At 47.6% G+C, this 24,747-nt stretch carries 22 protein-coding genes, 1 other RNA gene and 1 riboswitch; of the genes, 1 reads left to right on the top strand and 22 read right to left on the bottom strand.

Features of this window, described 5'->3' with window-relative positions; genetic code table 11:
• Positions 1–185: 185 nt before the first annotated feature.
• From H8K55_RS12750 to H8K55_RS12735, 5 genes are all read right to left on the bottom strand, one after another.
• Positions 186–767: a dihydrofolate reductase family protein gene (locus H8K55_RS12750; protein WP_186942454.1), complete on the bottom strand. Its 582-nt coding sequence runs from the start codon at positions 765–767 to the stop codon at positions 186–188.
• 153 nt (positions 768–920) lie between these two features.
• Positions 921–1,283: a hypothetical protein gene (locus H8K55_RS12745; RefSeq protein ID WP_186942453.1), complete on the bottom strand. Its 363-nt coding sequence runs from the start codon at positions 1,281–1,283 to the stop codon at positions 921–923.
• 33 nt (positions 1,284–1,316) lie between these two features.
• Entirely contained in the window at positions 1,317–1,445 is a 129-nt protein-coding gene (locus tag H8K55_RS22050; protein WP_268978007.1) for a hypothetical protein, read from the bottom strand.
• A 4-nt stretch (positions 1,446–1,449) separates the two neighbouring features.
• Positions 1,450–1,815, bottom strand: coding sequence for a hypothetical protein (locus H8K55_RS12740; protein WP_186942452.1), 366 nt, complete (start codon positions 1,813–1,815; stop codon positions 1,450–1,452).
• A 440-nt stretch (positions 1,816–2,255) separates the two neighbouring features.
• Positions 2,256–3,488, bottom strand: a complete 1,233-nt coding sequence (locus H8K55_RS12735) for an MFS transporter (RefSeq protein ID WP_186942451.1) — start codon at positions 3,486–3,488, stop codon at positions 2,256–2,258.
• A gap of 491 nt (positions 3,489–3,979) precedes the next feature.
• Here H8K55_RS12735 and H8K55_RS12730 point away from each other — a divergent pair, with 491 nt between their 5' ends.
• On the top strand, positions 3,980–4,945 hold the full coding sequence (locus H8K55_RS12730; RefSeq protein ID WP_186942450.1) for an IS110 family RNA-guided transposase: 966 nt from the start codon (positions 3,980–3,982) through the stop codon (positions 4,943–4,945).
• Between the two features lie 157 nt (positions 4,946–5,102).
• On the opposite strand, the gene H8K55_RS12725 is transcribed toward H8K55_RS12730, so the two are convergent.
• From H8K55_RS12725 to H8K55_RS12645, 17 genes are all read right to left on the bottom strand, one after another.
• A complete protein-coding gene (locus tag H8K55_RS12725; RefSeq protein ID WP_186942449.1) occupies positions 5,103–5,699 on the bottom strand; it encodes an acyl carrier protein phosphodiesterase in 597 nt (198 codons plus the stop codon).
• 90 nt (positions 5,700–5,789) lie between these two features.
• Positions 5,790–6,389 (bottom strand): histidine phosphatase family protein, encoded by a 600-nt coding sequence (locus H8K55_RS12720; protein ID WP_186942448.1) that lies wholly within the window; start codon positions 6,387–6,389, stop codon positions 5,790–5,792.
• A gap of 16 nt (positions 6,390–6,405) precedes the next feature.
• Positions 6,406–7,215 carry an adenosylcobinamide-GDP ribazoletransferase gene (gene cobS / locus H8K55_RS12715; protein WP_186942447.1) on the bottom strand — a complete coding sequence of 270 codons (810 nt, stop codon included), beginning with the start codon at positions 7,213–7,215 and terminating at the stop codon, positions 6,406–6,408.
• A gap of 30 nt (positions 7,216–7,245) precedes the next feature.
• Positions 7,246–8,292 carry a nicotinate-nucleotide--dimethylbenzimidazole phosphoribosyltransferase gene (gene cobT, locus H8K55_RS12710; RefSeq protein ID WP_186942446.1) on the bottom strand — a complete coding sequence of 349 codons (1,047 nt, stop codon included), beginning with the start codon at positions 8,290–8,292 and terminating at the stop codon, positions 7,246–7,248.
• Between the two features lie 38 nt (positions 8,293–8,330).
• Entirely contained in the window at positions 8,331–9,422 is a 1,092-nt protein-coding gene (locus tag H8K55_RS12705) for an aminotransferase class I/II-fold pyridoxal phosphate-dependent enzyme (RefSeq protein WP_230408604.1), read from the bottom strand.
• Complete coding sequence (gene cbiB / locus H8K55_RS12700) at positions 9,415–10,419, bottom strand: adenosylcobinamide-phosphate synthase CbiB (protein WP_186942445.1); 1,005 nt, start codon at positions 10,417–10,419, stop codon at positions 9,415–9,417. Before cbiB ends, H8K55_RS12705 begins: the two co-directional genes overlap by 8 nt.
• Positions 10,420–10,434: 15 nt before the next feature.
• A complete protein-coding gene (gene cobO / locus H8K55_RS12695; protein WP_186942444.1) occupies positions 10,435–11,004 on the bottom strand; it encodes a cob(I)yrinic acid a,c-diamide adenosyltransferase in 570 nt (189 codons plus the stop codon).
• A gap of 172 nt (positions 11,005–11,176) precedes the next feature.
• Entirely contained in the window at positions 11,177–11,947 is a 771-nt protein-coding gene (locus H8K55_RS12690) for an ABC transporter ATP-binding protein (RefSeq protein WP_186942443.1), read from the bottom strand.
• 31 nt (positions 11,948–11,978) lie between these two features.
• Positions 11,979–12,950 carry a FecCD family ABC transporter permease gene (locus H8K55_RS12685; RefSeq protein ID WP_230408610.1) on the bottom strand — a complete coding sequence of 324 codons (972 nt, stop codon included), beginning with the start codon at positions 12,948–12,950 and terminating at the stop codon, positions 11,979–11,981.
• 122 nt (positions 12,951–13,072) lie between these two features.
• Positions 13,073–13,972 (bottom strand): ABC transporter substrate-binding protein, encoded by a 900-nt coding sequence (locus tag H8K55_RS12680; protein WP_186942442.1) that lies wholly within the window; start codon positions 13,970–13,972, stop codon positions 13,073–13,075.
• Between the two features lie 16 nt (positions 13,973–13,988).
• Positions 13,989–14,579 (bottom strand): bifunctional adenosylcobinamide kinase/adenosylcobinamide-phosphate guanylyltransferase, encoded by a 591-nt coding sequence (locus H8K55_RS12675; RefSeq protein WP_186942441.1) that lies wholly within the window; start codon positions 14,577–14,579, stop codon positions 13,989–13,991.
• A 5-nt stretch (positions 14,580–14,584) separates the two neighbouring features.
• Positions 14,585–16,489, bottom strand: a complete 1,905-nt coding sequence (locus H8K55_RS12670; protein WP_186942440.1) for a TonB-dependent receptor domain-containing protein — start codon at positions 16,487–16,489, stop codon at positions 14,585–14,587.
• Between the two features lie 327 nt (positions 16,490–16,816).
• Positions 16,817–17,058: riboswitch (cobalamin riboswitch) on the bottom strand.
• Positions 17,059–17,338: 280 nt separating this feature from the next.
• A non-coding RNA gene (ssrS, locus tag H8K55_RS12665) (6S RNA) lies at positions 17,339–17,517 on the bottom strand.
• An 87-nt stretch (positions 17,518–17,604) separates the two neighbouring features.
• The gene (locus H8K55_RS12660; protein WP_186942439.1) at positions 17,605–17,931 is read right to left on the bottom strand and encodes a cell division protein ZapA; all 327 of its coding nucleotides are present in this window, start codon (positions 17,929–17,931) and stop codon (positions 17,605–17,607) included.
• Positions 17,928–18,140 (bottom strand): DUF904 domain-containing protein, encoded by a 213-nt coding sequence (locus H8K55_RS12655; RefSeq protein ID WP_186942438.1) that lies wholly within the window; start codon positions 18,138–18,140, stop codon positions 17,928–17,930. Before H8K55_RS12655 ends, H8K55_RS12660 begins: the two co-directional genes overlap by 4 nt.
• A gap of 218 nt (positions 18,141–18,358) precedes the next feature.
• Positions 18,359–21,766, bottom strand: coding sequence for a UvrD-helicase domain-containing protein (locus H8K55_RS12650; RefSeq protein ID WP_230408603.1), 3,408 nt, complete (start codon positions 21,764–21,766; stop codon positions 18,359–18,361).
• Entirely contained in the window at positions 21,766–24,660 is a 2,895-nt protein-coding gene (locus H8K55_RS12645) for a PD-(D/E)XK nuclease family protein (RefSeq protein ID WP_186942436.1), read from the bottom strand. The genes H8K55_RS12650 and H8K55_RS12645 overlap by 1 nt, the downstream gene beginning before the upstream one ends.
• Positions 24,661–24,747: the final 87 nt, after the last annotated feature.

The following is a 24,747-nucleotide window of genomic DNA, read 5'->3' as shown; positions in this document are numbered from 1 at the left end:
TGGTGCTTTACATGAAATCGACATGAAAGCGACGTGTAATCAACACGTAGTGAAGGCAGATGACATGTCAACGATAGCGACAGACGCGAATGGAAATGCGTTCAAAAAATAGGTAACAGCTATTACGTCGCAATCACCATGCGACGTAAAAATTGAGAACTCCCGCGGAAAAAAGCGGGTAAATATTATCCGGTCGCCAAAGATCCGGCAAATTCATAGGTGGTGAAGATGATGCCCGACGGAAATGCCTGAGTGTTGATCAGTTTAAATGCACGTGCCGTACTACCTTCAGCGAAGAAACGTTTACCTGTACCCAATAACACAGGATAGACGGCTAACAGAACTTCATCCACCAAGCCGTGTTCGAGCAAGTTTGAAGTCAGCGTAGAGCTCCCTGACAAAACCAGGTCTGGATCATCTTGCGATTTGATGCGCAGAACATCTGCGATAAGGTTTGGCCCGACTGCTACGCATGGTCCCCATTCAAGAGTTTCAGGATGATGCGTTACAACGTATTTTGTAGCCGCATTTAAGAGGTCGCCCATAGGATTACTGGGTGCCTGAGGCCAAAAACCCGACCAAATATCGTAGGTACGACGACCAAGTAGCAGATCAAATTTGTCGCCATAAGCTGCAAGCATTGCCTCTCTCCCAGCTGGAGTGCGGTACGGCGCAGTCCAATCACTATAGGCGAAATCGTCACCATCAGCAGAATGCTGAATCACACCGTCGAGTGAAATGTGTTCGATGATCTTCAGTTTTCTCATATGACACTCCTTGGTTTGAGTAAAAAATCTCATTATGTAATTGAATCCGCATCAAACTTCTATCACCAACTATCTAGTTAATTATTGCGTCAAATCGCCGAGAACGCCGACTCAAACATCAGTATCAACTTTGCGTATTCTCGTAAATTTAACTTATTCAGGTAGCAGAAAATAGGCCGTAATACCAACCGCTGCGCCAGCAAGAACCGCCATCAAGCTAGTACGAAATGGTGCGGAATTACCAAATAGGATCAGCGGTAGCAAGGCACCGAAGGCACAAAAAAGCCATGGCCGCAGCAAGCCGAACTTAAGAAGTATGAAATAGATGGGTGCACCGACGATCACTATTGCAAGATACGCCATTGGAAGTCCGACAGTAATCGCGAAGATGACTCCCCACGTTAAATCTGACGCGACGCCAGCATCAGAACTACCGATGCCGGCAATGACAACCATGGGAATGCTAGCCAGTGGCGCAATTAATAAAGATTTCCAAGGGGTCAAATTCTGTTTCATATTTGCCTGAATTTGTGTTTGTCGAAACTAGGCTTATAACATTGATGTAGGCGAAGGGATGATTAGGGAAACAGGTCTTGCATCAGGTGTTCCATCAAGTATTTCATCAGGTATTTCATCAGGCATTTCATCAGGCATTTCATCAGGCATTTCATCAGGCATTTCATCACTTCTGCGCTGGCGGTCGGCGGTCTCCCCAGCCTAGTGACTCTGTGCCGTTGGACGAGATCGTCACGTATGCGAAATGCGCTTCATTGGCACCATCTTGAATACGCCAAAAATGAATGGAATTTATCCCTTCGGGAAACACGCCAAGATATTCCAGATCGCCTGCTTTTAATGCCCCTTTATCGAAGATAGACATGCCATATTCGCGTCTGAGATAACGTGGTAGTTCTCGCTCTATCGAATCCGATAATCCGGTCTTGCCGAACCATTCGGCTTCTTCTACAACTTGCTCTTCCTTTTGCATCAGTGCGAGTCTTTCTTGCACTTTCTTTTTGTATTCTGGGCTTGCAAGATAGGCGCGCATGTCCTCTTGTGTATCAAGAAGCAATTTGGATGTGGAAGAAGACTCAGATTGATGTCGATCGCACGCGGCGCACGCAAGCACCGCAAGAATCCCAAGAGCAGTAAGAATTTTAGATATAGATGTTGTGATAGTGGCGTGCAATTGCATGTCATCCTTACTCGTCTGTTGTAACCTTAGTTCCTACCAGATAGCAAAGATAGCGGATTAATTTGGAAAATACAATTTAATCCTCAGGGATACAGCGCGAACACTTAACAAAGTCTGAGTCTGACTCAAGCTAACAAAACACATATCGGTTAGCCAGATCCACAATAAACGCGGGCTGCAAATACGCCCAAAACACCAAAACCAATATCACCGCTATTAATAGCGATATCAGTAATTGGCGCATCGTCACGATTGGTTTCATATGTGTGGATATAGCGGCGAATTCTCAAAATTTATGCGGCGAGCGGTAACTTAGTATCTCGTTCAATCGCAGCTTCATTGATCGGTAGATTGATCAAGGTGGCGAAGATACCCAGCCCAACAATGACCACCCAAACCGCATCATAGTTACCATTTTTGGTGTACATATAACCACCCAACCAGGCACCGATGAAGCTGCCTAACTGATGTGAGAAGAACACAAACCCAGATAACATAGAAAGATATTTCAAACCAAAAATACCCGCGATCACACCGTTTGTCAGCGGCACAGTCGATAGCCACAACAAGCCGATTGCTGCAGCAAATATATACACGCTGTAGGTACTCAGCGGCGCAAGTACAAACAAAGCGATCACAATGCTGCGGCTGAGATAAATGCTGGATAGGAGATAACGCTTAGGAAATAATCCACCCAGTTTTCCCGCGCCATACGATCCGAAAATATTGAATAGGCCAATCAAAGATAAAGCAATCACGGCCACGCTAGGATCGGTAATACCTTTATCTTTTAAATACGCAGGCATGTTCATGCCGATAAAAACCAATTGAAATCCACACACAAAATAGCCCGCGAGTAACAGCAAAAATGGCTTATGGGAGAACGCTTCACGTACAGCTTCCATCGTGCTTTGTTGTGGTCCGGTATCCGCTACACGAACTGGTTCGCGCAACTTCCAGGCCATCGGCAACATCACGATCAGCATCAACGCCGCCAACACATATAAGGCATTTTGCCAGCCTGCATGTTGTATCAATTGCTGATCGACTGGCATCATAAAAAATTGGCCAAAAGAGCTAGCGGCCGAAGACATACCAAAAGCCCATGAACGTTTTGCCTCAGGTGCAGTACGGCCTATGATGCCACTCACCGCGCCAAATGTCGTACAAGCGAGCGCAGCGCCAATCAAGATGCCGGAGCCAGCGATAAATGCGAATGGCTGATTTACCAATGCCATCCACAACAGACCAACCGCAAATAAGATCGCACCCAAGACGATGACTTTGGCGGTACCTAGTTTATCTGCGGCCATCCCTGCGAATGGGCCAAACACACCCCACATCAGATTTTGAATCGCGATCGCCATCGAAAAAGTTTCGCGCGTCCAGTGATATTCTTGTGAAATCGGCTGTAACCAAAATCCAAAACCGTGGCGTACACCCATTGACAGTGTCAGAACAAATCCGCTTGCGAGCAAGACGGTGGTCAAACTGGGGTGGTTGCGAGGAGTAGAAATCGTCGTCATGGAAAACTTTCGGGCTGAACTTCCAAGGTATGCACATTGGAAAAATGAACTAAGCAGGCAGTGTAGCCGAATTTCAAAATGACTGTTTTTGATGAGTGTTTTTTTGCTTGATCGTCAATCATTAGATTAACCGTAAATCATTATTTTGTAACAAAAAAATATCTCTTATAAGACTTGAGCAAAATTGCGCTGACGAGAGCATTATCGCGTAGGGTGCGCCGTGCGCACCACACACACATAGAGACTTAGGTGCGCACGGCGCACCCTTGTATTATGAATGAAGAGTCGATATTTTGATTGACTCGATGTTTTAACAGTTTTTGATAGGCATATCAGAAACGAGCAACTGGATGCCGTGCGCACCCTTTGGTTAAAAATCAGTGACGTAGATTTTGCACCAGTTGCTCACCCCTCGTCTAAAAATCGGACAGTATCTTTGGCCCAGCATGCTGGCAGCCCGTATTCACAAGGTAGATTATCAGAGGATTTGTATGCAGGAATTTTATTTGGGAATTGATGTTGCAAAGGCTAAATTGGATTGCACTTTACGCCTCACAACTGGAAAATTTCGCCATAAAGTGATTCAAAATAACCAGCAAGGATTCAAGGAATTGAGTATTTGGCTCGGCAAACAAGGCGCTTCTATCGCGCATGTTTGCATGGAAGCGACAGGCATTTATTGGGAAGCGGTTGCGCACTACTTTGCAGAACAAAAGTTTCCCGTCAGTGTCATCAACCCAGCACAGATTAAGGCTTTCGGTGCTTCACGCTTAGTTCGAACAAAGACAGATAAAGTCGATGCACAACTGATCGCAGAATTTGGCTTTGAACGTCGTCCAGAACTATGGATCGCTCCCTCCATGGCTGAACAAACCTTACGTGCTTTGGTTCTGCGCTTAGATGCCTTGCAGAACATGCGTACGCAAGAGTTGAATAGGCTCGATGTGGCACGTGAGGCTATTCGACAAGGCATTACTGATCACATTGACTGGTTGGATAAAGAAATTAAAGCACTGATTCGTTTAATTAACGACCATACTCGGAACGATCCGGACTTAAAAGATAAGCAGAAATTATTGGATAGCATACCTGGTTTAGGAGAACGCACCATCGCAATTTTGCTTTCCTACTATTCTGATACAGAGCGATTTACTTCAGTGAAGAAAGCAATTGCATTTGCAGGACTCGACCCACGTCATCATGAATCTGGCAGTAGTGTGCGGAGCAAGACTCGTATGTCAAAAGTGGGGCATACTTTTATTCGCAAAGCGCTCTACATGCCTGCCATGGTTGCTTTATATCGAACCACATGGGGAACGGCTTTCCGCCAGCGCCTTACGGCATCGGGAAAACCGCCCATGGTCATCATTGGGGCAATGATGAGAAAACTCATTCATGTCGCATTTGGCGTACTAAAATCCGGCAAGCCTTTCGATGCAAGCTTGCATTCTGCTTGACTCGGATAACAGTATCTACCTTACTCCATTTACTTAATTCCTGAAGCCACAATACGACTTACACCTTTATCGCACCCTGCAAGCGAAGACAACTATATCTGTTCCATTTTGCAAAAGCCCCCAGCTTAGTTATATTTGCCGTGGGTACGTTCTTGAGTCAAAGATTTAACATTTCGGCACGCTGTTCAGCGGCAAATTTTTGCAACTCTGGAAAGAAGGCGGAGAAGCCTTGACTTAATTCGCCGTAATTTTGTTGTAGATCGATGAAGGTTTCGCGTAATAGATGACCATTACGCGATAGGCGTGTCGAGACTCTATCAATTGCCAGTTTAACGCCATCAAACTCGGTGTACGAACCTAGCCAGTCTTGTGCCACCATGCGCGGTGCCGCATAGCTCAGATTAGCGGGAAATAATGCGCTGCGCGTTAGCAACTCACGATAAAAATCTTGAATGAAAATCTGTAAATTTTGTTCTGAATAGCGCCGCCAGTGCTGGGCTAGCAAATGATCGTAAAAGATGTCTAAGGCGATCCCGGCATAGCGACGACGCTGCGCGGAAAACAAACTGCGCGCTTGCTGCGTGATCGCATGTTGATCGGTGTAACTGTCTATCTTACGATGCAACAAAATTTCTAGTGCGATCTCTGATTGATACTGCGACGCGCCATCCATTTTGACAAAATCGCCCAATAAAGCACCAAGCATCGCGTCGTGGCTATGGCGCGCCAGATAGATGTGGGCTAGATAGTTCATGGAGTTTTCCGGTCTTATTTGCTATTGATAACTAAGGATCGCTAAGGATCACTATCTTGCATTGTAGCGAAACTTTGACTTCGGCACTGACTAGACCTCAATTGTATGTTGAACCCATTCACCAAAACCCGGTGCAGTTTTTGGCCATTGATCTACATGTTCTATCGTTGAATTCCCTGTAGCAAGATAGTAATTCAAGGCACGAATCACTCCGGCATGCGTGATCCAGATAATCTGACATTTTTCGTCGGGTTTAGCGCGGGCTTTCAATTCAGTCAGCATATCTTGATAAGCCGCGATCACCCGTGTCAGCACATCCTGACAACTTTCTATGCCGCCGAAACGATGTTGGGCAAAATCATTAGTCCAGGCATCGATATTCTCTTTCGGGATCTCATTCCACGCCTGCATTTCCCAATTACCAAAATGCATTTCTTTTAAACGTGCGTCATGTTGAAGATCGAGACCCGGCACAAAGTCTTGCAGAGCTTGCGCTAATTGTCGGGTTCTTAGTAAGCCTGAGGTATAGACCAAATAACCTGCGCTACTTTGCACATCTAAGGCATGTGCTAAATTTTGCGCTGCAGTGTAATTTGCTTGTGACTGCGCAGGCAAATCAGTCTGCCCGTAGCAAATTCCTTCATCCACTTCTGGTCGCGCATGACGTACCAGCCACAGTTTATATGTCATTGAGGATATTCTTACATCAAAGATCAAAGCGCCAGACGAATAGCACACCAAGATAGAAGGCGATTTCACTCAACTGCTGAGTAGCGCCGAGAGCATCACCGGTAAAACCGCCTAAGCGCCGTTTCAGAAAATTCAGCATCCACGCCAAAGCCAACACGCTGCCAGCCAATCCCCCCAACCAACGCCAGGCGGGATATAAATTCGCGACTAAAACAAATGCACTCAAACACCAGATCAGCGCGATGCATAAGGAAGAGATGCTGATTGCATCGGCCAAAGGTTTGGATTTGGACTGCGGCGTATCACCCACATGCGGTAAAGATCGAATGATGAATAAAGGCATACAACGCGACACCACGTGAGCAAGAAATATCGCCATCAGCGTGCAATGCAAATTGAGTTGCCCGAGCAAATTCAGCAACGCCAATTTCATGCTCAGCGCCAGTATTAAGGCGACCACACCGTAACTACCGATACGTGAATCTTTCATGATTTCCAAAGATTTTTCGCGACTTACGTGTCCACCTAAGCCATCCGCCAAATCTGCCAGGCCATCTTCGTGAAACGCTCCAGTCAGCATCGCACTCATCACTGTACTCAGTACTGCTGCAATCAAAATACTGGCGCTATGTGTTGGCAGTAATTGAACTATCAGCCAAAAACACAATGCCGTACATGCCCCGACTAAAACGCCAATACCAGGGAAATGCGCGGCACTAGCACGCAATAGTTCAGGGCTATAGCCTATCCACGCCGCCAACTTTCCAGTCACGGGAATTCTTGTGAAAAATTGCAGCGCTAACAGATAATGGCGAATAGGGTTCAACTTATTTCCTCATTTCAGTCTTAGATTATCTCAATCACGACGCGCCACACCCGCACTTTCAAAGCTCGCCATATCACACAAAATATCACTAGCAGATTGCAGCAGCGGCCACGCCAAAGCAGCACCAGAACCTTCGCCCAAACGCAAACCTAAATCTAGCAGTGCCTGCCCTTGCAACAAATCGAGCATTAAGCGATGTCCACTCTCGGCGGAGCAATGCGCATACACGCAACGCTGTTTAACTTTAGGTGCCAACAAACTGGCGACTAACACGGCCGAGCTGGCGATAAAACCATCGACAATAATTACGCGATTTTCGGTGGCGGCCTGCAAGACGATGCCGACCATGGTCGCAATTTCAAATCCACCAAGACGTGCTAATACTTCGATAGGATCATTGACGCCTGCATGTTGTTTCAACGCGAGTCGCAACGTTTCCACTTTACGCGCGACAGCAAAATGATCGAGACCAGTGCCAGCACCAGTACAATCGGCGATATCGAGATTGCCCAATCTGGACAATAACAATGCCGCTGACGAAGTATTTCCTATACCCATTTCACCGATGAGTACAACATTACCCGGCAAAGACTTCAACACTTCGCGTCCATTGTTGATCGCTTCTTGGCACTGCGCATCGCTCATGGCGGACTGCGTCACCGAATCTGCCGTACCATACGCAACTTTACGTTTGATCAAGCCCGGCATGTCTTGAAAATCATACTTGACCCCGCAATCAAGCACATTCAAAGCGATACCATGTTGACGTGCGAGTACGCTGACTGCCGCACCACCAGCAAGAAAATTCGCCACCATTTGCCATGTCACATCGCTAGGAAAAGCCGATACGCCATGCGCCACGATGCCATGATCACCCGCACAGACCAGCATTTGTGGATGCTGCAAACGAGGCGATTCAGTTTTCAAAATCAAACCTAACTGTACTGCCAGTTTTTCTAGCCTGCCTAAGGAACCTAGGGGCTTGGTCTTATTGTCGATTTTGTGCTGCAAACGCGCCCGCAGTTCAGCTTGCTCAAGATCGTCCATAGGATAAGTATTTTCATGCACTACACTCATATTGTGTCCTTTCGGTGAAACCGTGGTGATATAAAAATTCAGTAAGATAAAAAAAATCGTGGAGAGAATTCTTTGACTGCGCGCTGCAAAACATCTTGCGCTTGCGGATGTAATACGCCGAGTCGAAAACAGGCGGGCAAACCAAAGGATTCTGCATGACGCAATTTGATTCCCTGACTGCGTAAATCATGTAAGAAATCCCGGCGATTTTCTTGTATCGATGCACTCGGCATCGCACAAAAAAAATTTGCGTGACTGGGTAAAACTTGCCACCCCAGATCCTGACAAATTGCAATCTGTCTGTGCTTCCATTCACGCAAGATGACGAGACTATTACTCAGCCATTCTTGCACCGGAACACTGTTCCAGCTTGCCAACATCGCCACCGCATGACTGCCTAAAACCCAGGATGGTGCCAATTGTTCTAAGCCGAGTTGCCATTCTTCGCCATGCACAGGCGCAATCACGTATGCACCGCGTATTCCGGTCAGACCCAATGCTTTATTCGGGGTGAACATTTGCCAGCAACGCTCTAGCTGTTCAGCATTGGCGCTGGCTTGTCCTGACAATCGTAACGGTTGATAAGCGCAATCGAGCACTAATTGGCTAGTTGCAGGCAAGGCACTTAATATCTGTGCCAAGCCTTCTTGATTTTGGCCCAAGGGGCTGCCAGGTTCGCAAGCCCAAATCAAACCGGCGGTACTGATATCGTCGCTTAAATCTAAACCAGCAGCACGTGCGGCTAAAGCGTAATCGCCATAACTATGCGGTGGAATCCACACCGTTTTAGTTCGGATTTGTTTGTCATTCTTTTTGTAGTTTTGTGTTGATCGCAGTGCAAACACTATAGACATGCGATAGATAAATTCGCTGGCACTGGCCGCAAATAATATTCTGTGCGGCGCGACATCGTGCCAGACAGCTAAAGACTCACGTAAAGCTTGGTATTCTGGATCGGGATAACCAGCACAATCTGCTTTTTGTATCTGTCGCATGGCCGCGGCACAAGGGCCGAGCGCATTGCTATTCGTCGAAAAATCAAACAAGGGTTTACCTTGCGCATCCGTACCACCATGTATGCGCCGTGCCGCTGCGGGTTTGGTGTTCATCGTCGCTGTGCTGTCAAACATCATACGCACCTGAATTTTTCGCGAAGCTCAAGACAACAATCGCAACACCAAGGCAAGCAAGTGCAATCAACCACACGATACGCTGGCAAATTTCCAACGCCTTCTCTGTATGATGGGATTCAACCTGCGCGCCATTCGCATGCAAAACATACACCTCCGGCTTACTCAAACGCACATCTAATAACAATGCCATCGCACCCATAGGCCAACCGCCATTCGGTGAGGTTGTTGCACCAGCCTCTTTCATTAAACGGCTATCAGGACAACGCCAGAGGGCCACATACATCAACAGTGCGGTGATACGCGCCCCCGGCCACGATAAAACGTCATCGGTACGCGCCGAGCATTTACCAAACCAAGTCCAGATGCGACCAGCACGCTCGCCACGATAGCCCCACATAGCATCTGCCGTATTGGCAAAGCGGTACATCAGTGCTCCAGGCAAACCCAATAAAGCAAACCAAAACAAGGGCGAGATTACTGAATCATTCAAATTCTCGGCCAAAGTTTCTATCGCACTTTCACGCACTTGATGTGCCTCCAATGAACGTACGTCGCGACTAACCAAACGGGCAAGTTGATTTCTGCCAGCATCCAAAGATAAGCGCAAAGCAGCCTCCACCGCCCTCACCTCATCGAGCAACATGCGCCAGCTTAAGCAGGGTTTTAACAGACAGCCAAGTATTAAAGCTTGCCAATACCAGGCAAACAAACTGATCGAATTTTGCAAATACCAAGCAAACCATCCTAGTAGCAACATCGGTAACAAAATTGCGATTACGCCAGCAACGAAATTGATCGCTGGTCGCTGAGATCTCTGATCTGTTTTAGGTGCCAAAAATAATCCGCAGTGATGCAAGTAATATCCCATCCACACCACAGGATGTAGCGCTGCGACGGGTTCACCGAATACCTGATCCACGATTAGGCTAAGCAAAATCGCCGGCACCAAGATCAGGTACAGATGCGGAATAGGATGAATAAGATCAAGCAGCATGCTGTTTGTCTGAGCTTAATCTTCTATACCACGCTGCGCCGGAATACCAGCGCGGAACGCATGTTTGATCAAGGTCATTTCAGTCACGGTATCCGCCAGTTCTATCAATTCAGGTGGTGCACGACGCCCTGTCAACACTACATGCACATCGATCGGACGAGCACGCAAAGTTTCCAATACATCCTCCAGCGGCAACCAGCCATAAATTAAGGGATAAGTGATTTCATCCAAAGTCACCATAAAATAGTCGCCACTCAAGATCGCGACTTTGGCTTTCTGCCAGCCATCACGGGCTAACTGTGCCGAGTGATCAAGATCCTGACTTTTCCAACTAAAACCATCACCTAGACCTTCAACTACCAAGCCTAATTGTTCAAACATACGATGCTCACCGAAGCGTGCGGTTGGTACTTTCATGAACTGGAAAATTTTGACCGCTTTGCCCCGACCATGCGCCCGCAGAGCCAGGCCAAAGGCGGCGGTACTTTTGCCTTTACCGTCGCCGGTATTTACGATAATCAAACCACGACGTTCGCCTTGTGGCTTCTCATAAGGTTTTTCTGCTGGTGGCGTTTCTATCTGCATGATGTCATTTCTTTCTATAATTCTTACATTTGAAATTATTCATAGGACTTACGCAAAATTGCGCTGACTAGGCGTGGAGCCGAAGACAGTACGGTTGCTTGGCCTGCCCCTGCGAAGGCAGGGGGCGAGGCGAACACAACGACGTCAGCGTCTGTTTTGCGTGAGTCCTAATTTATTGGGGCAATGCTATCCACTGTCCTTGCACTTCATGTATGGCAATCCGATGATCAAACACTTCGCGTAAAGCCTGATGGCTACTGAGCTCATCACACGCACCATGATGATACAACTGCCCCTGTTGCATGATCAGCAGATAGTCGGCCTGCAAGGCAAACGAGATTTCATGCAATACACTGACCACGGTTTTGCCTTGTGCAACTAATTGCCGTACCAAAGCCATCCAATCGGCTTGATGCGGTGGATCGAGATTAGCTAAGGGTTCATCCATCAGAAAAATATCCGCTTGCACAGCTAAAGCGCGTGCCAGTAAAACACGCTGACGTTCGCCACCAGATAATTGCCCTAAGCTGCGTTCGCGCCATTCCCAGGCTTGAGTCGCATGCAGCGCCTGTTGGACTGCTGCGTGGTCTTCAGCATCAGGTGCCGCGAGCCAAGCTTGATGTGGTAAGCGCCCTAACATAACCACATCCCAGACACGCAAATCTTCTGGAGCTGTCTGACTTTGGCCTAACCACGAAAGGCAGCGCGCGCGTTCACGTCGTGGCATGCTACTCGCCAGTTGCCCTAACAAATGGATGCTACCGCGGTGTGCTAACAGACCGGCTAATGCTTTAAGTAAACTAGATTTACCCGCACCGTTCGGACCGACGATACTAGTCCAAGCAGCACGCGGAATCTGCACGCTAACGTCACGCAGTATCGACGAACCATCCAACTCTGCACTCAAGCCTTCCGCTTGCATCGCGACCTGTGTGGAGTTCATCGTTCGCGTTTCTCCTGTTGTATCGAGTTTGCTAAACATGTTCACTATACCGCCGTTGCTTATGCATCAAGCGCAGCAAATAAGCGCCACCCAAAATTGCGGTCACCACACCTACTGGCAATTCTTGCGGAGCAATCATCCAACGACTCAAAATATCTGCAGCGCTGAGCAAGACACCACCAGCCAAGCTAGACAGCATGATCAAACCCGCATGCGTGGTTTTTAATACTGAGCGCACCAAATGCGGCGCAGCCAAGCCAACGAACACGATCAAACCCGTCTGTGCGACTGCCGTGCCCGCACTTAAAGCAATCATCACGACCAAGGCCAAGCGCATCTGCGCCAAGGGCAAACCCAGACTAGCAGCAGTCGCCTCGCCCAGGGATAAGCCATCCAAAACTTGGCTCAAAGCTACGCTGATCACCAGGCAGATCAACCACACCACCAACATCAGACCACAACCCGACCATCCTACATAGCCAGAACTACCAAGCATAAAGGCCTGCATGGATTGCACAATATCGGGACGCAACATCGTCACCAGAGAACCGATCGCGCCCAGTACGACTCCAACAATCACACCTGCCAATAACAAGCGCAAACTATGTTGCACGCCGCGCGCCAATAACAAAGTGAGGAACACGGCCAATACCGCCCCCGCAAAAGCCGCGCCAGTTAAGCCCATTCTGACTACCCATGCCGTCGCAAAGGGTGACCCGCCAAATAAAACCAAGGCGGTAGAAACACCAAGCGCAGCGCCGGAAGCGCTACCCAACAAATAGGGGTCGGCCAAAGGATTACGAAATAAACCTTGCGCGACTGCACCCGATAAACCGAGTAAAGCACCAGCCGCCCATGCACCTAAAGTCCTAGGTAAACGGATATCCCAAACGATTTGCATCGCTAATGATTGTTGCCACATCGATGCCAAACTTTCCCAGCCATTACTGCCTACACCTAAGCCGAGCAGCACTAAGCCAGCGCTCAAACACAACAAGATCATCACCGCTAATAAAAGTTTCCCGCGCTGCTGTGGCACTACGATGGCATCATCGTTCTGCACTGCCAACCCAACTTCGGGGTTCTGTGCGACACCAATTGCAGGCATGACGCGACCGGCCATCATCATGCTTTACTCTTCAAACACTTCGCCATAATCCAGGCAGCATCTGCCATGCGTGGTCCCGGGCGTACCAAGACATCAGATTCCGCCGCAGTGAAAACACATACCCGATTTTCACGTAAGGCACGAATCGCACTCCAACCCGGACGCGCCGCTAATGCAGAAAAACCGCGTTCACTGATCATGATTACATCAGGATTAGCGCGCACAATAAATTCTGGATTGAGTTTGGGGAAAGGTCCTAAGGCCGCGGGGACAATATTGCCCGCACCCAAGCGTTGTAAAGTTTCGCCGATAAAACTGCTTTCTCCTGCCGCAAACGGTGCGTTACTTACTTCAAAATACACACGCATTTTTTTGACTGATGCGGGCAAGCTCTTTGCTGCAGCGTCTATGCCTTTATTCATCTCTTGCCAAATCGTATCGACTTCATTCACCTCAAGTAACTGCCCTAGCTTCAACAAAATACGATGGACATCAGCTTGATTTTTGGGTTCCATCGCCAACACCTTAATGCCCAGTGCCTGCAAACGTTCAGCGGCACGAGACGCCACCGACATTAGTACGACATCAGGCTTCAAAGCGGCGATCGCTTCAATGCTTGGATCAAGGCTGCCACCCACGCGTGGCAAGCTGGCAAGACTTGTTGGAAAATTTGAATAGCGGTCAACTCCTACCAATCGCTGACAGTGCCCTAATGCACACACTGATTCCGTCAATGAAGGCAACACGCTGACGATACGCAGAGGTGCCTGCTTGAACTGCACACTGACGTTTCTATCATCGATAATCTCTATCGTCTGCGCCGCATTTGCAAAAAAATTTGCGGAAAAAAATGATGCCCAAAGAACGCAAACCAAAACGCGATAATTCAAAACGCGACAATTCAAAAATACATTCATAGATTTTCCTTCACACCTACTCTTTTACAATGACGGGCAAGCCCGCAAGCATCCAACTGACCCGTGCTACCTGCGCCGCAAGTGCCTGATTAAACTTACCTAGCTGATCGACATAGGCGCGCACTTCGGCTCCGAGTGGAATCACACCTAGCCCTATCTCATTACTCACCAACACAATAGGTCCCTGCGCACTTTGCAATGCGACCAGCAATTCCATCAGCGCAGCATTCAATTCCTCGGCACCTAAAGGGGCATCGTCGACCGGCATCATGCAATTGTTAAGCCATAGCGTGATGCAATCGAGCACGATTAAGGTATCTGCCCTGCTGTGCTCTCGGATTAAGGCGGCAATTGCACGTGGTTCTTCCAGCGTGCGCATTTGCGGCAAACGCAAGGCACGATCCGCTTGGTGGCGTGCAATCCGCGCTTGCATTTCGGCATCCCAAGCCTGCGCCGTCGCAATAAATACAGCCTGATGCTGTTCACTGGCTTGCAACCAGTGAACAGCCAGCGTTTCCGCCCGTGCCGATTTACCGCTCTTTTGGCCGCCGAGTATTAATTCAGTAGACCTTAATTCACTAGGAGCAATGGAGATGGAAGCCGGCATAATTTTCAATATTTCCAAGACAAAGAAGCAAAGGCATTACGGCCTGGCGTGGAGTAGGTATTTGCCAGTACATAGTGCTTATCGGTCAGGTTATTGACGCGGACTAAGAGTGCCAACTGTGGGCTCAATTGCCAGTTCGCACCGACATTCAACAAACTATACGCAGCCAAAGTATCGCGCCCACTAAAACTCAGATTATTGTCTTCGCGATCACTGGAATATTTCAATTCGGTGAAGAAAGAAACTTCATTCCATTGATGCTGTGCGCGCAAATTGAAAACATGACGGGCAATCCGCAGCAGGCGCAAATTGTTCGGCTTCGTGCGTGGGTCAGCATAATCGTACGAAGCGCTGATTTGATCAGCACCCAACTTCCAGCCCGCACTTAGAGTCACGCCGCGCAAAATCGCCAAGGCACTTTGTACGTTGTTAGATGGATTAATAAACCCGCGTACATCGTTCTGATACACGGTAGCTTCCGCATGCCAGACATCTTGGTGAAATTTCACACCAATTTCATTCGAACGATTTTGCTGTGGTGTTAAGGCAGGATTACCAAAACCTGGGAAGTACAATTGATTAAAGCTAGGTGCCTGAAAACTTGTGCCTGAACTAGCCACTGCACGCCATGCTGGTGTTAAAGAATAAGCTGCGGATAAAGACCAATTGGTAAAGCCACCAAACTGAGAATTTTTATCATGGCGTAAAACAGCTAAAGCGCTCCAGTCATCGGCACGCAATGCATACGATACTAAGGCGGCACTAATGTCACGTGCTTTTACCGCATAATTGGTACTACTATCAACTTCGTCACGACGCTGCTCCAACAAAACTGACAAAACATCTTTGCCCAAGCTAACGTCGTTCTGCCAGCTAGCTTGATCACGACGCGTGTTAAACGTATTGCTACCACCGAACGCACCGTCCGTCGTGCGGAAATATTTGCTCAACGATTGGTCTTCTGCCACACCGGCTGTCAAGGTTGAGGTCCAGATTGGTAAAAATTGCGCCTGCCAACTAAGTGACAGATTATGTAAAGTCGAATACGCGCGCGCATCAGTATTCGTTTTGTTCAATTTCAAAGGATTCGGTGAAGCTGAACCGTCGAATTGATAATCGGTATCGCTGTGCAATGCACTGAGTTGCAATTGGTGTTGTGGGTTAATGGTGTAGCGCAATTTGGCATCGACACTAGTCGCACTAAAACCATCACGATCAGGATTAAATGAAGAGGCTAAAGGATTCTCTACGACGGAAATACCATCCGCTTTTTCACGCGACCAACCCAAACTATATCCAAGATCACCGGCACGTCCACGCACAGCTAAACCTAGCTGCTTTTGCCCAGCACCACCAACACCGGCATTCGCACTGAATACAGGTTTATTTTCAACATCACGCGTAAAAATCTGAATGACGCCACCGACCGCATCCGAGCCGTACAGTGCCGATGCTGCGCCACGTAATACTTCGATACGTTCGATTCTATCCAAGGGAAGATTTTCTAAGGCTGGTGTGCCTGAGGTAGCAGAACCTATGCGCACACCATCGACCAAGATGACGGTTTGTGACGAGGTCGCGCCACGTAAAAACACGCCGCTGGATGAACGATAGCTACCATTCCGAGAAATTTGCACGCCAGGTAAAGTCGCCAGTACATCCATCAAAGAACCTTGGCCAACCAAGTCAAGTTCACTGCGATCAATGACCGTGACATCGGCTAGTACGTCAGTGATTTTTGTCGGAAGGCGATTGGCGGTAATCACAACATCTTGCAAGCTCGTGGATGTTTGAGTTTGAGTTTGTGTTTGTGCTTGTGCTTGCGCAGTTTGTGCGAGTTGTGTCAGTAAACCAGTCGATGCAGTCAAACCAAGGGCGACAACACGTGCGTGTAGAACAGATTTTTTCATTATTTTTGCAAAAATTACGAGAGAAAAATCTTTTGTTCGTTTGCTTCTAAAGGCTCAGTTTGCTCGCAAGAAATCTGGACTAAAACAGGCGCGCAGGCTCACCAGAAACAACAAACAGGTTGTTCAATGTGTGCATACAAAGCGAACTGTTAAAGCACAACGCTATTAGCTGCGCCCCCGTGTCGATATCACTGGACGCATTAACACTAGCCAAGCACTGCGAAAAAACCAAGTTAAGAATTGAAACGAAAGATTTTGATCAGCTTTCTCTGTCATCCCCGACAGTCTGAAAGCAACAACGTATTACGATTGCGCAAAAACGCGCAAACTAATACAACCTCGTTGGCCGGTATCCGGGCTGGCGGAGACTACCTCTGTCGCCTTCCCAGTCGCTTGTTCAAGGCGACCAGTGGCTTGTGTGACAGAAGCGGAGTCAATAAAGACTCGTCCGCTTGACCGTTGCGGGGGCAGCGCAGGTGGGCAATTTTGTCTGAGCAAAACACCTCCTGCTTCCCGTAGAACTGCGAGATGTGAACCATATCGCGAGCACCAACTTCGTCATTTTAACAGTTTAAGGTCTTTTTTTACACGACTTAATATTGAAGGCGGTGATTGTCGATAGGAAACCTAGGGGAAGTTTAATTTTCTTGATATCAAACAAGCTCATTCCAAACATGTACTTTAAATAAAAAACATAGACGGCACTTCGATACGCCATATAATTTTACGTGGTCGGAACCTGACACAAATAACTCAAACCATTTTGAAAACTACTTTTAAAAATAACCCACGGAAATAAAATCGAAAAAAAAGCACTTATCGCGATTAACAATAAGTGCTTTTTAAGAATAAGTTCCCACCAGTGCCGCTATGCCGGCATCCTGAACCCGGCGGTTCAAGTCGGCCAAGGTCAGTTCAAATCGGGTTCATCGGACATAAGCGACGCTCACACCATTGAACAATTTCCAAAGCCTATGCACATAAATGGTTCAAGGAATATATGGCACTGGCGAACACGGTAGGAGTTCGTAGTTTACTCCTTCCGCAAAAAAATCACATTAGTTTTTGCAGATTTTTTTGCTTGTTTTGATTGTTTTAAACAATAAGGAGTAAATTTAAAATAGATTTTCTTGCGGTGTTAATGCCTGATCCAAAGTGTCATTCATGCTTTGAATTTTTTGTTTGACTTCACCCATGCTCAAGCCCGATAACGGTCCATCATGCGCCTTGGTTGATAACAAATCGATTGCCATACCAAGTGCTGCCATCACCGCAATCCTGTCAGTGCCTTTGACTTTAGAAGCATCACGAATCGCACACATTTTCTCATTCAAAAATGCTGCGGCTTCTTGCAGTGCACGATCTTCACCTTCTTTACAGGCAAGCTTGTAAGATTGCCCCATGATCGCCACATCAATCTGAATAGACTTCGATTCACTCATGCTTCGTCCTTCTCATCGTCATTGGGTAGAGCGGCAAGTATAGCTTCGACTTTATCGTGAGCTTCTTGTACACGTTCACGCAAATCTTTGTTTTCAGATGCCAGGTCGACTGCCGTACGACGCAACGCAGCATTTTCCAAACGCAAAGTTTGTGCCATTTCAGCGAGGCGATTGAGCTTATCAGCGAGTAATTCAAATTCGGAAATCATCTTGGCTATCTATAAAACTTATTAACTGTATCTGTGAACTTCATTATGAACTTCATTATGAACTTTAGTCGTCCCGTCTCATCATCATGTTGATCACACATGGTATCTGATCGTCGAATAAGCTGCATGAAGAAGAGTCTGAACTCTACAGGGAAACTCTTTAATTATAAAGGGAATTTCTCGCCATTTACACGGCATCTTTAGATTAATTCATGGGATTAATTCATAGGAATAAATTGCCCGTCGGCTAAGATTAGCGCCATCTTCACTTGTTTCATAGGATAAAGCGGCGCCAATGCTGTCGCATAAGTGTTCAATTGTTGCAAATAGTCGTTTTTTTCAGACGCCAATAACTGTCGTTTGTAATCCAAAATCCATACCTCTTCATCCGAAACAACCATGCGATCGAGTCGCATTAATTGCTCTTGATAAACGACTTCCATTTCATTGTGTGCAAAATCAAACTCTTGCGGATGAAAGAAGCGCTTCAATGAACTCGCTTGCAAAATCGCAGTCGCCTGCTCACGCACAACTTTCGCCACGCTAGGCGCGCATGGCAACCAATTGGCAATCACATCAACCGATGGAATATGAATCGGCCAATCAATCACTCTATTCGTTAATCTCTCCATTAAAGTATGCAAGGCTACACCCTCAACTTGCTCCGCCGACATGGGTGGTGCAGTTTTCAACTCAGGCAATGCCATGTTTGGAGGATTAAAGGTATGCAAAACAAATCTCTCTTGCGCATGGCCGTTGGCAGCTTCAACGGAATTCGTCTGCGCTAACACCTCGCTCTCATCCAAGTAATAAAACCGTTGATACCAGCTAGCCGTTTGCACACCAGTTTCATCGGCAGCTTTATCACTGGCAATTCCACTGACAATCAAAACCTGTTTTGCACGCGTTGCGGCGACATACAATAGATTCCAATTCTCTTGTTTGGCTTGTTCTTCTTCGGCCGCAAATAGAGCATCGCGCGCGACGCCTCTCTCATCTTTTTTGCCAAAAACAGAGAAATGTTTTTGTTCGCCTGGCCGTAAAGGCCATGCACACAATACGCCAATATTGTCTTTCGCCGCGTCGCTATGATTACTGTCCAACATCACCACAATTTTCGCTTCCAAGCCTTTCGCGCTATGAATCGTCAATATTCTGACAGCGTCTAATCCACTGGCAACGCTGGATTCATCGGGAGAGTCAGTTTCGGCGCCACGATCGAATTCTTTCAATGCAGCGATAAATTTGGGCAAGCTAGGATAACGTCCGCCATCCATATTGAGAGCCAATTCTGTGAATGCGGTGATGTTGCCAATTATCTGTTGGCGATTGGTTGCCGACGACGTTTGTGCATAACGGCATATCAATTCACCTTGATGTAAAACCTGATCGAGCAAATCATGTACCGGCAAATCGTGCGCTGCCTGCATCCAACTCATCAATAAATCTGTGGCTCTTTGCAAATGCGGCAAGCTTGATTTATCGAGCGCCTGCAATCGCTTCCACCAAGCATTTTCTTCTCGCTGCGCCAGTGCAATCAAATCCTGATCACTAGCACCAAACATGGGTGATTTAAGAATATGTGCTAAGGAACGGTTATCGCCCGGCGTCATTAAAAAATTGAGCAAAGCAATCAAGTCTGCAATTTCTAAAGTCTGTAGCAAGCCACCGCGTCGGTTCGATACGAATGGAATCCCTGCTTCACGCAAAGCGTTTTCGTAGGCCGTCAAATTACTACGTCGTCTTACCAGCAACATGACATCTGACCAGCTAAATGCTTGTGCCGCTTCATTGCGCATCTGCAATAAAACTTGTGCTAACTGTTGCCCTTCTTGATACCGACGTAGATCGTCTTGTTCCAGCGCTGGTGTAGTCAAGGGATCACGCAATGGAAACGGTCCTTCATTCACTTCAGATCCACTTTCCGCATCTGCTGTTCCGCGAATCAAAGGCAAGCGCAAAACTCGTCCCTGTGAAGTTGCAGCAGTTGTCTGGTCGGTGTAAATCGCATTACCGACCATAGCCTTGTTTAATGCATCGACAATCGCAGGCGCATTACGACGAGTTTGATTGGTGCGCAAAACGACCGCCCCCTGCTCCGCTAATAACTGACGCGCGGCGGTGAATACCCGCGGGTCGGCGCGCCGGAAGCGGTAAATCGATTGCTTAGGGTCGCCGACGATAAACACAGTAGGTCTGCTGGCATCTGCACCATAGGCATCGAGCCAGGCACGCACAATATTCCATTGTAAGGGATTGGTATCTTGAAATTCGTCGAGCAAGATATGCTTGTAACGTGCATCAAGACGACCATGCAAATAAGCGGCGAATTCTTCGTTCGATAACAAACGATAAGCCTGCCATTCAAGATCGGCAAAATCGAGCATACGCTGCTCAGATTTCAAAGTCTGATAGCACTCCACGTAGGCTTGCCCAACTACGAACAATGCTTGATTCAAGCGCAATACCGTAGCTTCTTTGCTGCGCCGTTCGAATACTTTCAAAGTCTCAGCGATGGCATTGCATTCATCGTGAAAAGCCGATTCATTGTTTTCACCTAACCAAGCAGCAATTGCGACCGTCAAAGCCTTGGTTTTACGATTCTTCCGATTTGTACCATCACTGCCATAGAATTCATTGGCGACTGCGCCGAAAATATCGACAAAATGATCGACAAGATGATCAACACCTAGGTCAGCGTTCGTTTGCATCGCCAGCTTGGCATTCGTCAACGCAGTTTCTATCGCAACGCCACGTTTTTGATTTTCTGGGCTACCTTTTCCCAAGCAAATGCCAATATTTTGGATGCGCTCTATGAGAGCCGTATCTTTCCACAGAGCTAAACGTGCATCACTGCTTGCATCGTCGCCCATCAAGCCGCGTAATTGCGCTAAAGGTCCATCGAATTGTGAAGACGCATCCTGATTCACCGCCCACCATTCGGCGCGCTTATCTAAGAAAGCATCCAACATCAACTGCGTATTGAAATCACCCAATTCATCATACAAGTAGAGCAGCTCTTGCTTGAGCGAATTGCCGTCATTATTTTCATTCCCATCCTGATGACGATCATCAAGATCATTCTGCAAGCCAGCTTTTTGCATCAACTGGCCCCAAGCCTCACGTTGCAAACTGCTAGTCGATTCGAGCAAATTAAAACCATGCGGCACGCCCGACGCTAAGGGCGCTAATTGCAATAAACGTCCAAACCAACTATGGAAGGTATCCATAGACAAGCCTTGCGGATTGTTTAATAGGTTTTCGTATAGCTGCCGCGCGCGCGGCAAACTCGCTGCCAGTTGATGCTCAGGTACGCCGCGCTCTCGCAATAAATTACTGGCGGCTACGTCATCTGCTAATGCCAACTCAGTTAGCAATTCCATCAAACGATGGCGCATTTCTTGTGCAGCTTTGCGCGTAAATGTAATCGCCAAAAGCTCAGCGGGTTCTGCGCCATCCAGCAAGAGGCGTAGCATACGGGCGACCAGCAACCAAGTTTTTCCGCTACCCGCACACGCCTCCACGACGACAGATCGATGCGGATCGCAGGCTGCTGCGGTAAAACTACTCGCATCAACTACTTGACCATTCAGTTCATACGCCTGAGCTAAAGTTTGTGAAATCATCACCAGGCTCCTTTCCTGCATAAGCCACGCACTTCGCAATACTGACAAACGCTTTCTACGCCTTGCGCTGGTAGTCCTGCACCGTGTTGGATTGCCTGCATGTTTTTTCGTATCGCCAATTCGAGTTCATTCTTCCAGCGAGAATAATCTTCAGCTTCGACATCGCCAGTTTTTTCGCGTTCGATTTCTAATGCAACGTAATTCGCGGTATCTACTGGTTCTAATATTTGAATTATCGGGCTGTTGTGCTCACTTGCGTGCTTATCTAGGTGCTCACCTAGATCGCTATCTGCGTGCTCAATTTTGGCTTGCAATAATCCATAAAATGCTAATTGATGATCTTCAAAATTTTTCAGACGAGCTTTCAACGACGTTCTATTTTTCGTTTTGTAATCCAATACTGCACGCTCGACCTCACCACTTTCCAACTGACGTTCATCTATTCTGTCGATACGGCCGCGCAGCGTAATTCCTCCATCATCCCAAGCCAATTGCGCCTCTGCCCAAACCTCGCCAAATGCGAATTGCCAACCATCCGCCTCACGCTGATTGGCCCATGCGACATACGCAGGAATCACCTTGCGCCAGCGCATGCTATAACCTAAAGCGGCGGGACTATGTTTTAAAACACGGGCAAACCATGTATCGGAAATCGTATGGAGTAAGCCGATACGATCCGCAGTTAATGACAATTGATCGGATAGCAATCGATCGTGGTAAGTCTTTAAAATCGCGTGTAACCAGTCCCCATAATCACGCTTTTCTGGCATGTCGGATAACTCATCAATCGCCGACAGCTTCAGCATACGCCCTGCGAAAAATTGATAAGGACAAGCAATCAAACTACTTAAACCGCTTGCGGATAAAGTCGCTGGCATTAATTCCGCTGCAGCTGGTCGCGGCTGCACCAATCTTTCAACGCTGAGTTGATGCATGGTCATGGCACGTTTAGTCGAAGCAAGTGCGGCGTGATCTTGGCGCGCCAAGTAGAGTTTGACTTGTTCTATCCACGGACTCAATGCGTTCAGTTCGCCATTAATTTGCGACTGCCACGACAGCACGACTTCATTATTCGATAAAATCACTTCCGCGAAATCACGTAATTGCTGTAACTGCCTTTCTTCACGCGTGACTAATCCACATTCGCGTCGCACCGCATTGGTAAAAAATAGAGTTTCTTGCGGCTTAGACGGCAGATGTTTTGCATCTCCTCCGATCAAATACACGGCATCAAAACTACGCAATCGAGCGCCATTTAGAGGCAACATCAAAACGCGCTGATCAATTTGCTCCTGTTTAAACGGTGTACTTTCCATTTGCAAATTAATGAATGCGCGCCATTCGGAAAAACTGAAATGCATATCCAAGGCATGACAATCTGTGCCAAGTGCCTGCAACATTTGCACCAATTGTGCACCAGCTCGATCATCCTGTAATGCCGTGAGCATTCCCAACTCAGTCAAGGTTTGGATACTGATTTGCGTCCATTCTTTCAGGCTACGACGTGAAGCGCTGGCACTACTGCCGTAGCTATGTGCCAAGCGAGATATTTGTGCAATCCAGATTCTCGCCTGAGGCAAACGCTCCAAGATCGACAGCACAGCATCCCAGCCTCCGACCACATTATTCCTGCGCAAAGCTAGTTCTATTTCCATCACCAGCTCAGCTTTATCCGGAATGTCGTCACTGTCCGTCACCTCAGCCATCAAGGAATTCAAGGTCAACACGGGCAAAAATGGCGACTTGAGAAAATCCAACAATGCCATGGTGTCGGCACGTGTTGCCACCATTTCAAACCAGGCACTCAGACAGGCTGCGGCGCGTGTTGTGGATAATTTCCAACCTGTTTCGTCCGCCACATAAATCTGCGCACGCTCAAGCAAAGCGCGCAAACGACGTGAAATCACGCGGTCTTGCGCAATCACTGCAATTTTTTGTTTGCCCGCCTGCAGCCATTCAATAATGCATTGCGCAGCCTGTTCAGCTTCTTCCTCTAAACTACTGACCTCGCAGAGATGTAGGCGACTCCAGTCAAACGCAGGCGCTTGCAATGTGATTTTGCTTTCAGCCAAAGCCTCGGGCAATGTACTCCAAGCTTTCCGCATCGCGTGCGGCAACGCCTCGCTGCGCCAATCTATGCCAAAAATATGTACAGGCTGTGTTCGTTCATACGCCTGTAAAAACGCATGTTCAATCGCGTTTGGCATGGTCGGGGCAACCCAAAACAATTCCATACTTGCAGTCGCCGCCAGCCGCATCATTTGCTGAAATTCTTGCACGGTCTTATCGTGTTGATCGAGCTGACTTTGCCATAAGGTCCAGACTAACTGAGTTTCATCCGATACGATCTTTTGCAACGGTAGCGCCAATTGCGCCAGGGCTTCGTGCCAGGTCGCCTGCATCTTTTGTGGCTCTAGCTGATGAGTATTTCCCTCGCCCACGGCTTGCGGCAACCAGACTTGCGTCAATTCATCCGACAACGTTAATAATGTCTGTGCCAACGGCAGTAGGTCTGTATTACGTCGCGCGCCGAATAATGTCTTCAACCAAGCGTGTTGACGCAATTCTGCATACAAACTCATTAAACGTTCACTATTGGCAGATATGGAAGCTGGCAACGGAATCTGCATTCCCAGCCAGTCAAACATGGTTTGAATTTTTGGTGGAATGAAATGCCCGCCAATTTCGGCACTCAGGGCGCGAGTCAGTAAATGCGCATGTTCAAAAGTCGGCACGATGACCCGCAGATGCGAAAAATCCCGATTTGAATTGGCTGCAGCCGCGGCGAACAAATCTATCGGCATCTCATTTTGCTTTTGCAATGCCAAAAACTGTTTCGCGACCTGCGTCCAAAATTGCGATGATGCAGGAATCAGATGAATTGTTCGCGCCATAGTGAAGTTTCAATCGAAATCAAAGTAAGCAGGCATTTTATGCGAGCGCGTTGGCAAAATTGACCGAGATCCATCAAATTCGGGGAA

The organism is Affinundibacterium flavidum (assembly GCF_014284175.1).
Classification (GTDB): Bacteria; Pseudomonadota; Gammaproteobacteria; order Burkholderiales; family Burkholderiaceae_D; genus Undibacterium; species Undibacterium flavidum.
Note: the sequence above shows the minus strand (reverse complement) of the source record. Positions and strands in the feature narration are given on the sequence as shown.

Excerpts from the sequence above, each read along its gene's own strand:
- H8K55_RS12670 (WP_186942440.1), bottom strand. The coding sequence starts at position 16,489 with ATGAAAAAATCTGTTCTACACGCACGTGTTGTCGCCCTTGGTTTGACT.
- H8K55_RS12645 (WP_186942436.1), bottom strand. The coding sequence starts at position 24,660 with ATGGCGCGAACAATTCATCTGATTCCTGCATCATCGCAATTTTGGACG.
- H8K55_RS12725 (WP_186942449.1), bottom strand. The coding sequence starts at position 5,699 with ATGAACTATCTAGCCCACATCTATCTGGCGCGCCATAGCCACGACGCG.
- H8K55_RS12680 (WP_186942442.1), bottom strand. The coding sequence starts at position 13,972 with ATGAATGTATTTTTGAATTGTCGCGTTTTGAATTATCGCGTTTTGGTT.
- H8K55_RS12685 (WP_230408610.1), bottom strand. The coding sequence starts at position 12,950 with ATGATCTTGTTGTGTTTGAGCGCTGGCTTAGTGCTGCTCGGCTTAGGT.
- H8K55_RS12735 (WP_186942451.1), bottom strand. The coding sequence starts at position 3,488 with ATGACGACGATTTCTACTCCTCGCAACCACCCCAGTTTGACCACCGTC.
- H8K55_RS12720 (WP_186942448.1), bottom strand. The coding sequence starts at position 6,389 with ATGACATATAAACTGTGGCTGGTACGTCATGCGCGACCAGAAGTGGAT.
- H8K55_RS12655 (WP_186942438.1), bottom strand. The coding sequence starts at position 18,140 with ATGATTTCCGAATTTGAATTACTCGCTGATAAGCTCAATCGCCTCGCT.
- H8K55_RS12705 (WP_230408604.1), bottom strand. The coding sequence starts at position 9,422 with ATGTTTGACAGCACAGCGACGATGAACACCAAACCCGCAGCGGCACGG.
- H8K55_RS12660 (WP_186942439.1), bottom strand. The coding sequence starts at position 17,931 with ATGAGTGAATCGAAGTCTATTCAGATTGATGTGGCGATCATGGGGCAA.
- cobT (WP_186942446.1), bottom strand. The coding sequence starts at position 8,292 with ATGAGTGTAGTGCATGAAAATACTTATCCTATGGACGATCTTGAGCAA.
- H8K55_RS12675 (WP_186942441.1), bottom strand. The coding sequence starts at position 14,579 with ATGCCGGCTTCCATCTCCATTGCTCCTAGTGAATTAAGGTCTACTGAA.
- H8K55_RS12740 (WP_186942452.1), bottom strand. The coding sequence starts at position 1,815 with ATGCGCGCCTATCTTGCAAGCCCAGAATACAAAAAGAAAGTGCAAGAA.
- H8K55_RS12690 (WP_186942443.1), bottom strand. The coding sequence starts at position 11,947 with ATGAACTCCACACAGGTCGCGATGCAAGCGGAAGGCTTGAGTGCAGAG.
- cbiB (WP_186942445.1), bottom strand. The coding sequence starts at position 10,419 with ATGCTGCTTGATCTTATTCATCCTATTCCGCATCTGTACCTGATCTTG.
- cobO (WP_186942444.1), bottom strand. The coding sequence starts at position 11,004 with ATGCAGATAGAAACGCCACCAGCAGAAAAACCTTATGAGAAGCCACAA.
- H8K55_RS12745 (WP_186942453.1), bottom strand. The coding sequence starts at position 1,283 with ATGAAACAGAATTTGACCCCTTGGAAATCTTTATTAATTGCGCCACTG.
- H8K55_RS22050 (WP_268978007.1), bottom strand. The coding sequence starts at position 1,445 with ATGCCTGATGAAATGCCTGATGAAATGCCTGATGAAATGCCTGATGAA.
- H8K55_RS12730 (WP_186942450.1), top strand. The coding sequence starts at position 3,980 with ATGCAGGAATTTTATTTGGGAATTGATGTTGCAAAGGCTAAATTGGAT.
- H8K55_RS12650 (WP_230408603.1), bottom strand. The coding sequence starts at position 21,766 with ATGATTTCACAAACTTTAGCTCAGGCGTATGAACTGAATGGTCAAGTA.
- H8K55_RS12750 (WP_186942454.1), bottom strand. The coding sequence starts at position 767 with ATGAGAAAACTGAAGATCATCGAACACATTTCACTCGACGGTGTGATT.